This window comes from Acinetobacter sp. YH12137 (assembly GCF_013418535.1).
GTDB lineage: Bacteria > Pseudomonadota > Gammaproteobacteria > Pseudomonadales > Moraxellaceae > Acinetobacter.
On sequence record NZ_VPBW01000019.1, the window covers coordinates 1 to 13,154 of the forward strand.

The window sequence follows — 13,154 nt, forward strand, 5'->3', positions numbered from 1 at the left end:
GGACCAGAGTGGACGAACCTCTGGTGTACCGGTTGTGACGCCAGTCGCATCGCCGGGTAGCTATGTTCGGAAGGGATAACCGCTGAAAGCATCTAAGCGGGAAGCCTACCTCAAGATAAGATTTCCCTAGGACTTTATGTCCTCTAAAGAGCCGTTGAAGACTACGACGTTGATAGGTTGGATGTGGAAGTGCAGTGATGTATGAAGCTGACCAATACTAATTGCTCGTGAGGCTTGACTATACAACACCCAAGCAGTTGTATATAAAGCATCAATTGATTTCATATTGATCTAACGATCAGACGAAGCCTTGATTTAGTTAAGCTAATCGAACAAATGAGAGTATAATTAAGCACTGCTTAGTTCTACTCGCAAGAACTCAGATACATCTGTTAATGCATTCTATTTGAAGAAAGCTAGGCAAACGAAGCGCAAGCAACGTAGATAAGACCATAGCGAGTAAGCATACCAGTTGTGCTGGCGACCATAGCAAGAGTGAACCACCTGATCCCTTCCCGAACTCAGAAGTGAAACCTCTTAGCGCTGATGGTAGTGTGGGGTCTCCCATGTGAGAGTAAGTCATCGCCAGCTCATTATTCCAAAAGCCCTCTGCTCACGCAGGGGGCTTTTTTTATGCGTGGGGTTTAAGAAAATTAATTATTCGATGGTTATTTAAACTGAATCATCACATAAAAGGCGAATTGAGAGGCGTATACTGAGCAGGTTCATGGAGCGGATATGTCCTCAAATTCATCTTCAAGCCATATCGCATATGGTTCATCTGCTTTTAAAGCTATTTTATTCTCCTTATTTCTGGCGGGTTTCGCGATTTTTTCATCGCTGTATTGTGTCCAACCGATGATGCCGATTCTGGCGGATTATTTTTATATCTCTCCAACACAAAGCAGTTTTCCACTTTCCTTCTCTACCATTGCCTTGGCTATTGGCTTGATCTTTACTGGTCTGATTTCAGACCGTTTTGGCCGTAAGCCGATAATGGTCTGGTCGTTATTTTCAGTTTCAGTCTTACTGTTACTCAGTGCTTTACTGCCAATCTGGTCGATATTTCTAGCCACACGAGTACTGATTGGTTTAACGGTCAGTGGTGTGGCAGCCGTGGCGATGACTTATATTGGAGAGGAAGTGGTAGAGCAGGATGTGGGCTTTGCCATGGGGCTGTATATTTCCGGAACTGCGATTGGGGGCATGAGCGGACGGTTGATCGCAGGGACATTGGTCGATTTTATTTCCTGGCAATCCGCGACTTTGATTATTGGATTGCTGAATCTATGTATCGCGGCAACTTTCTACTTTCTACTACCGAAGTCCAGGCATTTCAAAGCTTATCCAATTCAATTCAGCCGTTTTATCAGAGCATTTCAACAGAATCTGAGTGATCCTAAATTAAGAATTCTGTTTTTACAGGGCTTTATCCTGATGGGGGGATTTGTCTCGGTATTTAACTATCTGAGTTATCGTTTGATTCAAGCGCCATTTGAATTGTCTCATGTCTGGATTGGTCTGATTTCGATTACTTATCTGGCCGGAATTTATAGCTCGCCACGAGCCGCAGCTTGGAGCAGGAAGTTTGGACGTTATAGGGTACTTGCCGCCATGCTTTGTACCATGCTGTTTGGCTTAGCCTTAATGTTGATTAATAACTTGGCTTTAGTCTTTATTGGTTTGCTGATTTTTACCTTTTCCTTTTTTGCGGCTCATTCAACTGCCAGTAGCTGGGTATCGGTGCAATCCTTACAGTATCGTGCGGTAGGTTCGTCCCTTTATTTGTTCTGTTACTACCTGGGTTCAAGCTTACTTGGAAGTTCGAGTGGACTGGTCTGGGAAAATTCCGGATGGTTAGGACTAAGTGTATTTATCGCTATTATTTTAGGATTAGGCTTGCTGATGGCACAGCGGTTAAAACCTATAAATGATTCTTCAAAATCAGGATGAGTATATATTCCTGATTAAGGTCTTAAAGCTGTTTTTGTATAAATTATAATCAAGCAACCTGAGCCGAATTCATGCTAAAATACTCGGCTTTCATCTTTGATCACTTTTCTGATCTTCCATCTGCCAGCCGAGAATTGCTAGCCATGTCTACTGCTTATAACGCTCAGACTGCGCCTAAAGCGTTGTTTGATTACGACAAATATTGGGCGTCATGTTTTGAACCCGCGCCTTTTTTGCCGATGTCACGCGAGGAAATGGACCAACTCGGTTGGGACAGTTGTGACTTTATTTTTGTCTGCGGTGATGCCTATATTGACCACCCGTCATTTGTGACCGGGATCATTGGACGTGTGCTCGAAGCACAAGGTTTCCGCGTGGGGATTATTGCCCAGCCGGACTGGACTAATGTAGAAGCCTTCCGTGTACTCGGTAAGCCGAATATTGCCTGGGGCGTTTCTGCCGGTAATATGGACTCGATGATTAACCGTTATACGGCGGATCGTAAGATTCGTTCAGATGATGCTTATTCTCCAGATAACCAGCCGAATAAACGTCCAGACCGCGCAGCAACCGTCTATTGCCAACGTTGTCGTGAAGCTTTCCCGGATGTGCCGGTATTACTCGGTGGTATTGAAGGTTCATTACGTCGTATCGCACATTATGACTACTGGTCAGATAAAGTCCGTCGTTCGATCTTAATGGATTCTAAAGCGGACTTGTTGATGTACGGTAATGGCGAACGCTCGATCATTGAAATCATGCATCGCCTGGCTAAGGGTGAAAAGATTCATCAGATTACTGATGTTCGTGGTACCGCATTCATTATCAATAAACATAACCGTGCTGCGAAAGCCCAGTTTGTGGAAATCGCATCCAATGATGTCGATACCATTGGCCGTGTCGATCCGATCATCAACCCCTATGTGATGAGCGAAGATATTGATGGTTGTGAAATTGAAAAAGATAAAGGCAACAGCTTAAGCCAATACCAGAATTTCCAGAAAGAAGTCGTAGCCAATCCAATCGTGCGTGAAGGGGACAATTTAGATCCAGATACGCAAATTGTGCAGCTACAACCAGCTTCTAAAGCAATTAAACATAAATTACCACCACGTGAACTGGCAGTGATTCGTTTGCCTTCTTTTGAAGAAGTGGCGAATGATCCTGTGCTGTATGCGCATGCGAACCGTATTCTACATCTGGAAACCAATCCAGGGAACGCGCGTGCTTTGGTACAAAAACATGGTGAACGTGATGTGTGGATCAATCCACCACCGATTCCATTAACTACCGAAGAAATGGATTATGTGTTTGACCTGCCTTATGCACGTCTGCCACATCCGGTATATGGTAATGCACGCTTCCCGGCCTTCGACATGATCAAGTTCTCGGTGAACATCATGCGTGGCTGTTTCGGTGGCTGTACTTTCTGTTCGATCACCGAGCATGAAGGCCGTATCATCCAGAACCGTTCTGAAGAATCAATCCTGCGTGAAGTAGAAAAAATTCGTGATACTGCACCGGGCTTTACCGGCATTATCTCGGATTTAGGTGGCCCAACAGCCAACATGTACCGTTTGGCATGTAAAGATCCTGAGATTGAGAAGAATTGTCGTAAGCCCTCTTGTGTGTTCCCGGGTGTGTGTCAAAACCTGCATACCGACCATGCACCGTTGACTCAGTTATACCGTAAGGCACGTGCTTTACCGGGTATTAAAAAGATTCTAATTGGATCAGGTCTGCGTTATGACCTTGCTGTATTGAATCCGGAATATGTCAGAGAGCTGGTCACCCATCACGTGGGTGGTTATCTGAAGATTGCGCCGGAGCATACCGAAAAAGGTCCATTATCGAAGATGATGAAACCGGGCATCGGAACGTATGATCGCTTCAAACAGATGTTTGACCGTTTCAGTAAAGAAGCCGGTAAGGAACAGTATCTGATTCCTTATTTCATCGCGGCGCATCCGGGTACCACCGATTACGACATGATGAATTTGGCTATCTGGTTGAAAAAGAATGGCTTCCGTGCCGATCAGGTACAAACCTTCTATCCATCACCAATGGCCACTGCAACCACCATGTACTACACCGGTAAAAACCCGCTGGCGAAAGTCGCGCGTTATACTGAAGATGTGGACATCGTGAAAGGTGAGAAACGTCGTCGTCTGCATAAAGCCTTCTTGCGTTATCATGATCCAAACAACTGGCCTTTATTGCGTGAAGCTTTAAAGGAAATGGGGCGTCAGGATCTGATTGGTAACTCGAAACAGCATCTGATTCCAACCTATCAACCTGCTGGTACAGATGGGCAATACCAGTCTGCACGTAAGAAGAATTCGACTGTAGCGGGTGATTCACAGAAACGTACTGCTAACCCAGGTAATCGTGGTCAGGCTCAAAATAACCGTCCGAAAAAAGGCCAGATTCTGACCCAGCATACTGGTCTGCCACCGCGTGAAACGGGTGATGCGAAAAAGCCATTCGGCGGCCCTAAACCTAAAGCAAAATCAAAGCCAAAATCACGTGCTTGATTAAGCTGATAAAAAAGACACTTCGGGTGTCTTTTTTATGTTCAGACTTTATTGATGCGGCTTTCAGGTTCTCAATTAAAATGTAAAATATTTTATTTTTAGTCGATTTAAATTTTTGAAAAATGATATAAAAATAACACTTTGTCGGAATTGTCTTACAGTTCAACCGATTTATATTGCGATCTATCAGGAGACTATTTTACAGTCGCGTATAAGGATTTAACCCTAATTTCTATTGAAATAGTAAAAAGCGGTTTTTAAGTAACTGGCAATCAAGTTTTGCTAAGAATTGTATTGGTCTCTACACAGAATGGTAGCAGGGCAATTTTAAAAATAGTATGGGTTTATACTGGATAACAATAAAACAAGAATGATTATAAGAATGCAAGGATTGAGTCATGACCACCTATATGATTATAGGGAGTTTCTTGGTGTTCTGTGTCGTGCTCATGGCATGGAAGCAGCTAAGGAATAGCCCAAAACCACAAGACAGCGCCTTAAAACAGCGCGCTATTTTTAATCCAAATGAACAACTGACGTTTACACGCCTGAAAGAAGTATTGCCTGATTATATTGTACTGGCCCATGTTTCTTATGATGCACTACTTACCACCAAATTTGGTCGTACCCGGCACAAGTATCGTGATCTGATTGCAGATTTTGTGATTCTGGATCAGCAATATCAGATTGTTGCCATTGTAGCCGTCGATGATCCGGTGATTTTAAAACGTCCACAGCAGGCGCAATTTCAGGATGCCTTGTTGACTATGGCCGGTTATCGGGTCATTCGCTATGAAGATGTACCGGAATATTATCAGTTACGAGGAGATTTCCTGCGTGAGCAGGAGCATTCCAGTAAAGACCAGAGATTTACCGCTGTGAATGATCTCAAAAAATATCATCTCTATTCAGATCTGGAACGACGTAAAGTCAAAGCATTAAACTGATAGAACCTAAACGAAAAAAGTATGCCAAGTGCATACTTTTTTCTATTTTAGATGAGTAGCAATTAGGCCTGAATAGAAGTCTATTCAGGTTTGACGGCTACGACAGTCAGTTCCACTAACACGCGTGGATCATACAGTTTAGCTTCGACACAGGTGCGGGGTAGGGCTTGAATATCCGATACCCAGGCATCCCAGACTTCATTAAACGCTGCATAATCTTTTTCAATATCTTTGAGATAAATCGTCACAGACATGATCTGGCTTTTATCGGTACCGGCATCCGCCAGGAACTGGTCGATAATATCCAGTGTCTGCTGGGTTTGACCTTTGATATCTAGATCCAGGTCTGTCGCCAACTGACCGGCGAGATGAACCAGATTGCCGGCAATGGCGATCTCAGAAAAGCGTTGTGAAACATGCAAACGTTGAACAGACATCAGCTTAATCCTTGGTTTTTGGCATCAAGGCTGCGACTAATGCAGTCAATAGGCAGCCTATCGCAAGATAGATGGCTACATAATGCCATGAACCATCACCCCAAATCACTAAGGAGGCTGCAATCATTGGGGTAAAACCACCACCAATAATACTGGCGACCTGATAACCGACTCCGGCACCGCTATAGCGATATTCCGTACCAAATAGCGAGGTAAAAATCGGTTGATGCACGCTGACCACCATGTCATGCGCGACATTGGCCAGTAGAATGGCGCCAACAATAATCATCCAGGTATTTTGTGCATCCAGTGCCATAAAAAACGGAAAGGCAGACAGTGCACCGATCAGACCACCCCAGACGCACATGGTTTTATGCTGGATTTTATCCGATAGCCAGGCAAAGAAAGGAATACTGAAACAGCTGATCGCACCGACCATCAGGGTGATATTCAGGAAGAACTGTTTGTCCATGCCCAGATTATTGGTGGAATAGTTTAGGGCAAAGTTGGTGACCAGATACATGGTCAGCAGTTCGGTCAAACGTAAGGCAATAATATAAAAGAAAGCTTTAGGATGTTTGCTGATGGCCTGCAAGATTGGCAGTTTTTCTGGATGATGATCTGCCTTAATCACTTTCTCTACGAATTCTTGAGATTCATCCTGATCACGGCGAATCCACATCGCAATCCCGATCAGCACGATACTGGCAATAAACGGAATGCGCCAAGCCCATTCAGCAAAAGCCTCTTCACCCAGTGTGGCAATAATAACGGATACCGCACCCGTTGCCAGTACCAGACCTACGCCATAGCCGACCTGAACACCACTGCTATAAAAGGCTTTTTTGCCTTTAGGGGCATTTTCCACCGCCATCAGGGCAGCACCACCCCATTCACCACCGACTGCAAAGCCTTGAATGGCACGCAGGGTCACCAGTAAAACCGGTGCCCACCAGCCAATGGCTTCGAAATTAGGTAAAAAACCAATCCCGACGGTGGAAATCCCCATCAGGACCACAGTCAGAACCAGCATTTTCTTGCGGCCGAGCTTGTCGCCGAAATGACCAAATACCACACCGCCTAGAGGACGAAACAGGAAGCCTACCCCAAAGGTGGCTAAAGCCGCCAAGGTACCCATATTGGCACCAATGCTTGGGAAAAACTGGTCTTTAAAAATTAAGGCCGCAACAATGCCGTAAAGGAGAAAATCATACCAATCGACAACAGCACCAACAAAACTGGATAACGCCGCTTTACGCGCGCGTCGTTCTTGAATAACAGAAGAATTTACAGAGGACATGCAGGGAGGGATTCCATGAGATACATCAGAGTTGCCCTGTAATATTCGGATTTGATCGTCACGTCAATCACAGGACAGTATGCTGAAAGTAAAGGTGATTTTCAGCATCTCAGCACATACATGGATAATGCATTGCGCAGATAGAGTACTCCAAAAATTCAAAATGTAAAAACAAAGTTGCCGTATTTTTAAACTAACGTCTAATACTTGTACAAAATAGGCCTAAAGCAGCAGCAATTGCGTTTCTGTTTCACGTGCAGCGAGCTGATAGACGCCAAGCCCAATCAGCCGAAACTGCAGTTGAGGAGTAATATGCATCTCTTGAAGCAATAAGTGTAAAGCCTGCTCCAGTTCTTGCGGGCTACGCAGCAGCTGGCTGAAGCTTTTACTATGCTGCATGGTCTGAAAATTTTTCATTCTCAGTTTTACAGTAACCCCGCGGGCAGAGAGCTGTTTTTTTTCCAGACTCTGCCAGAGCTGGGCAATTAATGGCTGCCAGTAAGGCTGGCATTGCGGTAAATACAGATCATCATCGAAAGTCGTTTCCTTGGAAATCTGCTGGCGTTCCCGTTCAGCTTCGACTGGCCGATCATCAATGCCTTGAGCATAGAGAAACAGGCGCCGTCCATATTTGCCAAAATGCTGAATCAGGATCGCTTCTTCAATCTGCTGTAAATCTCCCAAGGTTTCCAGATTCAAACTTTTTAATTTTTCTTGGGTAACTTTGCCTACACCGGGAATTTTCTTCAGTGGAAGATCCTGAATAAAACGCTGCACCTGTGAAGGTTTGATGACACAGATTCCATTCGGCTTATGCCAGTCAGAGGCGATTTTAGCGAGAAATTTATTCGGCGCCACGCCAGCAGAAGCGGTTAGTCCAGTAGTTTGAAAAATATCTTCACGAATGCGCATTGCCACTTCAGTGGCACTTGGAATCTGCTGCAAATTTTCGGTGACATCCAGATAAGCTTCATCCAGAGACAACGGTTCGATGACCTTGGTATAAGTTTGAAATATTTGATGAATCTGACCAGAGACCTGACGGTATTTGGCAAAATCTGGTTCAATCACGATGACCTGAGGGCAGAGCTTACGTGCTTTAGTCATCGGCATGGCAGAGCGCAGTCCGAATTCGCGGGCCGGATAGGAGGCAGCCGCGACCACTGCCCGCGGATGATGCGAGGCAATCACCACAGGCAGAGCGTTCAGCTCCGGACGCTCACGCAGCTCGACTGAGGCGTAGAAGGCATCCATATCGATATGAATAATTTTGCGCATATCCAGTATCTTAAGTGGCTTTAGCTGGATTGGGAAGAGACCGGATTGACAAGTAAACAGGCTAAAGCATTATTCAAGACGAAGCATATCCTGCCTAAATAATTCAATATCCATTTCATGGTTGAATCAGGGAGAAATTGAGTTTATTTCTTGGCCGGAGGCTGGGACTGATCTGGGGTGGGAATACTGTTCTGCTGTAAAAATTTGATCCAGTCCTGCTCCGAGCCATAAAACACATTCAGGTCCACAGTACGGGCAATGCCGGGAATTTCACCCTGACTGGTATGCTGCCAGAAGGTCCATTTAGGCTGACCCTTTAAATCTGGCAAACCTTGGTACTCACGTACCCAGAGCGGTACGTCAGTAAACTCTCCCGCCAGCACGATGTTATAAAAAGATTTGGACACATAGAAGATCGGCTGCTTGCCATAATGGTGTTTTAAGGCATCATGCATGATCCGGATTTCCTTGAGCATCTGCTCTTTGGAATAGTGATTGATGCATTTGCTGTCATATTCCAGATCCATTACGGGTGGCAGGGCATCACTTTTACGCGGAACCGACTCTATAAAATTCTGAGCCTGAATGCTGCCATCACGGCAAAGCCGGTAAAAATGATAAGCACCGACCAGAAAGCCCTGTTCGCGGGCCTGCAGCCAGTATTCCTGAAACTTGGTATCTTTAAAATCACCACCTTCTGTGGATTTTAAATAGACAAATTTATATTTCTGTTTTGGTATTTTCTTCCAGTCTATTTCTTTCTGATGATGGGAAACATCAAAACCATGAATCGAATAATCTGCTGCATGCGCTGATGGCTGTTTGAAAACCAGCAGATAAAGCACAGTGGTTACCACAAGCGTAATCAGCAGCCCGACTGCAATCACTGAGTATTTTTTCCAGTTGCTAGAAGTAGGAGCTGCTTTCATGTGCACGGTGGCCTAATCTAGAGATATTCATATCGAGTTTATATTCTGCCCTAGACTGGCGTGTTTTTGGGGATATGCCAGAAAATATAGGCAGCAATAATGTTAATACAGCCTAGACAGAGCAGCGAAACGTGAAAGGCATTATCTAGCTGTTCTGGGCCGAAGTAGGCACTAAACATATTGACTAGCGTACCTGCCAGTGCCACCCCGATACTCATTGACAGCATCATGATCATCGACAGAAAACTGTTACCACTGCTGGCATCCTGCTGGCTTAAATCTTTTAAAGTCAGCGTATTCATTGAGACAAATTGCAGCGAATTCAGAATCCCGAACACAAAGAAATGTATAGCACGTAACCAAATTGGAGTCTCCGCCGTAGTCAAGGCAAAACTGGCGATACATAGACCGACCAGCAAGGTGTTGATCAACAAGACTCTACGATAACCAAAACGTTGAATGATTTTGCGGATAATCGGTTTAGATGCTAAAGAACCGAGTACCGTTGGAATCATCAGTAAACCGGTAATAAAAGGTTCGAAACCAAAAGCGACTTGCAACATTAAAGGCAATAAAAACGGAATCGAGTTGCCGCCGAGTCGGGCAAAGAAATTACCCAGAATGCCAATCGAATAGATCTTATTTTTAAATAATTTACTGCGAAAAAGCGCGTTCAGATGAGTATGCGAGTGGTAGGCGTAGATGAGTGAGGCAATCAGGCCACTTCCGACCAGACTTAAGCTCCACCATAGTGGATATTGTGGATTGGCAAAGTTTTCAATCCCTAGACACAAGCCGATCATTGCGATGACCAGTAGAATAAAACCGCCAAAATCAAAACGCTGTACCGTCGGTTCGGTAATATTGGGCATAGCTTTAAAGGTAATCAATGCACCCAGCAGACCAATCGGCAGATTGATCAGGAAAATCCAGTGCCAGGACAGGTATTCCACCATCCAGCCACCTAAGGTTGGACCGATTAAAGGACCCATTAGTCCGGCCAGACTCATCAGACTCATAGCGGATAGAAACTGGGTACGAGGAATAATTTTCAGCATGGCCAGTCGTCCGACTGGAAGCAGCAAAGCACCTCCAATGCCCTGAAATACCCGATAAACCAGTAGTTCATTCAGATTCTCAGACCAGGCACAGCCGAGTGAGGCCAGAGCAAAAATAATGATCGCTGCAAAATAGATATTCCGAACCCCAAAGCGATCTGCCAGCCAGCCACTTAAGGGAATGCAGGCTGCCACAGAAAGCACATAGGCCACCACCACACTATGCATCCGTAACGGATCTTCCTGCAGGTTACTGGCAATCGCAGGCAAGGCGGTATTGATAATCGTGGTATCCAGGCCTTGCATGAAAAAGCCAATCGATACCAGCAAGACCAGCAGTCTGAATTCAGGTTGTAGGGATTGATGCGTAGGAGTGACATTCATGGATTTAAAAAATCATCTATTTTGAATAGTTTAAAGAAATCTATGCAGCAGTGTGACTGAAATAAAAACGATTGTGAATAGGAGTCGTGTAGACAAAATGCTAATGAATTCACAGCCTGATTTCAGTTATTGAAGAGGAAAGGGTAAAAGATATATTTCTATACTGAGAACCTCTCAAATTGATACAGATTCATAAATACGTCATTTTTGGAACACTTCAAGCTTCTTTTTAAGGAGCAGGCTACAAAAAAATATGACGGAAATGTCATGAAAATGAAATAAAACCGTCATAATCTGGGGCAAACTTCCAGAACTGCTGTACTGGGAACTGTCTAGTAAAAGGTTTTGTACTTATGACCATCGAGATTCTGATGGTAGTTGGCTTCTGTCTGGCCGCCTATTCCATCGTGGGGAATGATGTTCCGCAAACATTAGGAACATTTATTTCATCGAACTCACATCGCCCATGGTGGGTACTCTGGATTTACATCAGTACTATTCTGGTTGTGGTGTTAATTTATGGCTGGTTTGCTTCTGGGGTAGGGGATGCCTCTTATGGACGTCTGGAAACCATTCCTTTCCCTGAAGATGGGGTCACCTGGCTATATGTGGTACCGCCTCTTTTACTGATCATTTTGACCAAATATGGCATTCCGGTCAGTACTACTTTCTTGGTGCTCACGATTTTCTCCCCGAGCAGTCTGGGTTCCATGCTGACCAAGTCAATGATGGGTTACGCCGTCGCTTTCTTTGTGGCGATTGTGATCTATCGTCTGGTCATGAAAAAACTCGCGGTCTATTTCAGTGAAACCCGTGATCAGCAACACTCCCCAATGTGGATGGCCTTGCAATGGCTATCTACGGCATTTCTGTGGAGCCAGTGGCTGATCCAGGATCTGGCTAATATCTTTGTTTATGTGCCGCGTCAGGTGCCGTTTGAGTTCCTGATCTTTGCAATTTCTGTCTTTGTCATCCTGCTGGGCATGATTCTTTACCAGCGTGGTGGAGCTATCCAGAATATTGTTGATACCAAGACCGGGGTGACGGATGTCCGTTCTGCTACGATTATCGACTTTATTTATGCATTGATTCTGCTGGTGTTCAAAGAGTGGAGTAACATCCCGATGAGTACCACTTGGGTATTCCTGGGGTTACTGGCCGGTCGTGAATTTGCGATTTCGATGCTGGTGACCGAAGTCAACAAGCACCGTACTTCACGGAATGTCAGCAAAGATGCCATGAAACTGATGTTTGGTCTAGCCATTAGTGTGTTTCTGGCGACGACTTTGCCTTGGTTCTATCACACGATTTCCGGTTAATGGCTTTGCATGTATAAATGAAAAAAGCGAGCATCAAGCTCGCTTTTTTATGGCTTTAAATCATTGCTATTTAAAGCAGACAAGAAAATTTAAACGACGAAACGTTGCGGAGCATCCAGATTCAGCAAGGTGGTATAAATCTGATCTGCATGTTCACAGATAATCAGTTTAGCCCGATGTTGGGGCGGCAAGAAGCCTTCCTGCACCGCAAGATCAAGCTGGGCAATCAGGGGATTATAAAAGCCATTGACGTTATACAGCATCATCGGTTTTTGATGCTGGTTCAGCTGACCCCAGGTCGCAATTTCCAGAATTTCTTCAAAGGTTCCCAATCCACCCGGCAAGGCGACAAAGGCACAGGCCCGGTCTGCCATCATGGCCTTACGCTGATGCATGCTGGTGACGATATGCAGTTCTGTGAGTTGAGGATGGGCAATCTCATAATCCAGCATAAATTCCGGAATCACGCCCACCGCTTCACCACCATGCTGAATCATGGTGTCTGCCACCTGGCCCATCAGACCAATACTGGCGCCGCCATAGACCAGACCAAAACCATGTTCGGCCAGACCTTGTGACAGTTGAATCGCTTTTTCCAGATAAATCGGTTTGTTGCCGGCACGAGAGCCACAATATAAAGCTACTAGCGGGCGTGTTGTTTTTGGGGAGTTATCATTAAAATAATCGGTCATTTCCATTACACTTTGCATTTATTTTTTTCACCTTATCATTTTTTTATCTACTTACTATAACTTAGTTAACAAATATGACAATTCCATGAGCAGACCTCATTTTAGGACAAAATCTTTCATTCAAATTCATCCATAATCCCGGATGAAAACAGGTGAATTTCATGCTGTTCTTGATATACTGAAAGTCTGTCTTACTACAATAGAACTCACATGGGTAGTCGAAGTTGGCGCTTTAATTCAGTAAAACGTCACATTATCAAGTCTTTAATTCAAGTCGGGTATCAACCTGTATCTCATCATGCAAATACTTGCTTTTCTCCTCG

10 protein-coding genes and 2 rRNA genes are annotated in these 13,154 nt (G+C 44.6%); 6 read left to right on the forward strand and 6 right to left on the reverse strand.

Going from position 1 to position 13,154, the window contains the following annotated elements; genetic code table 11:
* The 5 genes from FTU72_RS10330 to FTU72_RS10350 form a co-directional block, all read left to right on the forward strand.
* Window positions 1–242 (forward strand): 23S ribosomal RNA (locus tag FTU72_RS10330); the annotation flags it as partial.
* 234 nt (window positions 243–476) lie between these two features.
* A 5S ribosomal RNA gene (gene rrf, locus FTU72_RS10335) occupies window positions 477–591 on the forward strand.
* A gap of 147 nt (window positions 592–738) precedes the next feature.
* Window positions 739–1,953 (forward strand): MFS transporter, encoded by a 1,215-nt coding sequence (locus tag FTU72_RS10340; RefSeq protein WP_180052792.1) that lies wholly within the window; start codon window positions 739–741, stop codon window positions 1,951–1,953.
* Between the two features lie 143 nt (window positions 1,954–2,096).
* Entirely contained in the window at window positions 2,097–4,487 is a 2,391-nt protein-coding gene (locus FTU72_RS10345; RefSeq protein WP_180052801.1) for a YgiQ family radical SAM protein, read from the forward strand.
* A 398-nt stretch (window positions 4,488–4,885) separates the two neighbouring features.
* On the forward strand, window positions 4,886–5,434 hold the full coding sequence (locus FTU72_RS10350; RefSeq protein WP_166136543.1) for a DUF2726 domain-containing protein: 549 nt from the start codon (window positions 4,886–4,888) through the stop codon (window positions 5,432–5,434).
* Window positions 5,435–5,514: 80 nt separating this feature from the next.
* On the opposite strand, the gene FTU72_RS10355 is transcribed toward FTU72_RS10350, so the two are convergent.
* The 5 genes from FTU72_RS10355 to mdtD form a co-directional block, all read right to left on the reverse strand.
* Entirely contained in the window at window positions 5,515–5,871 is a 357-nt protein-coding gene (locus FTU72_RS10355; protein WP_005233436.1) for a RidA family protein, read from the reverse strand.
* A 4-nt stretch (window positions 5,872–5,875) separates the two neighbouring features.
* Window positions 5,876–7,171 carry a shikimate transporter gene (gene shiA, locus FTU72_RS10360; RefSeq protein WP_179992224.1) on the reverse strand — a complete coding sequence of 432 codons (1,296 nt, stop codon included), beginning with the start codon at window positions 7,169–7,171 and terminating at the stop codon, window positions 5,876–5,878.
* Between the two features lie 222 nt (window positions 7,172–7,393).
* Window positions 7,394–8,449, reverse strand: coding sequence for a DNA polymerase IV (gene dinB / locus FTU72_RS10365; protein ID WP_180031587.1), 1,056 nt, complete (start codon window positions 8,447–8,449; stop codon window positions 7,394–7,396).
* A gap of 143 nt (window positions 8,450–8,592) precedes the next feature.
* Window positions 8,593–9,378 (reverse strand): GH25 family lysozyme, encoded by a 786-nt coding sequence (locus FTU72_RS10370; protein ID WP_180052793.1) that lies wholly within the window; start codon window positions 9,376–9,378, stop codon window positions 8,593–8,595.
* A 50-nt stretch (window positions 9,379–9,428) separates the two neighbouring features.
* Window positions 9,429–10,820, reverse strand: a complete 1,392-nt coding sequence (gene mdtD, locus FTU72_RS10375) for a multidrug transporter subunit MdtD (RefSeq protein WP_179992221.1) — start codon at window positions 10,818–10,820, stop codon at window positions 9,429–9,431.
* A 353-nt stretch (window positions 10,821–11,173) separates the two neighbouring features.
* Between mdtD and FTU72_RS10380 the strand changes: the two genes are divergently transcribed.
* Window positions 11,174–12,139 carry a hypothetical protein gene (locus tag FTU72_RS10380; protein WP_034169797.1) on the forward strand — a complete coding sequence of 322 codons (966 nt, stop codon included), beginning with the start codon at window positions 11,174–11,176 and terminating at the stop codon, window positions 12,137–12,139.
* Between the two features lie 89 nt (window positions 12,140–12,228).
* On the opposite strand, the gene FTU72_RS10385 is transcribed toward FTU72_RS10380, so the two are convergent.
* The gene (locus tag FTU72_RS10385) at window positions 12,229–12,849 is read right to left on the reverse strand and encodes a TIGR00730 family Rossman fold protein (RefSeq protein WP_034703864.1); all 621 of its coding nucleotides are present in this window, start codon (window positions 12,847–12,849) and stop codon (window positions 12,229–12,231) included.
* Window positions 12,850–13,154 lie beyond the last annotated feature (305 nt).

Bases quoted from the DNA above. Each gene is read 5' to 3' on its own strand.
- FTU72_RS10340 (WP_180052792.1), top strand. From the start codon at position 739: ATGTCCTCAAATTCATCTTCAAGCCATATCGCATATGGTTCATCTGCT.
- FTU72_RS10345 (WP_180052801.1), top strand. From the start codon at position 2,097: ATGTCTACTGCTTATAACGCTCAGACTGCGCCTAAAGCGTTGTTTGAT.
- FTU72_RS10350 (WP_166136543.1), top strand. From the start codon at position 4,886: ATGACCACCTATATGATTATAGGGAGTTTCTTGGTGTTCTGTGTCGTG.
- FTU72_RS10355 (WP_005233436.1), bottom strand. From the start codon at position 5,871: ATGTCTGTTCAACGTTTGCATGTTTCACAACGCTTTTCTGAGATCGCC.
- shiA (WP_179992224.1), bottom strand. From the start codon at position 7,171: ATGTCCTCTGTAAATTCTTCTGTTATTCAAGAACGACGCGCGCGTAAA.
- dinB (WP_180031587.1), bottom strand. From the start codon at position 8,449: ATGCGCAAAATTATTCATATCGATATGGATGCCTTCTACGCCTCAGTC.
- FTU72_RS10370 (WP_180052793.1), bottom strand. From the start codon at position 9,378: ATGAAAGCAGCTCCTACTTCTAGCAACTGGAAAAAATACTCAGTGATT.
- mdtD (WP_179992221.1), bottom strand. From the start codon at position 10,820: ATGAATGTCACTCCTACGCATCAATCCCTACAACCTGAATTCAGACTG.
- FTU72_RS10380 (WP_034169797.1), top strand. From the start codon at position 11,174: ATGACCATCGAGATTCTGATGGTAGTTGGCTTCTGTCTGGCCGCCTAT.
- FTU72_RS10385 (WP_034703864.1), bottom strand. From the start codon at position 12,849: ATGCAAAGTGTAATGGAAATGACCGATTATTTTAATGATAACTCCCCA.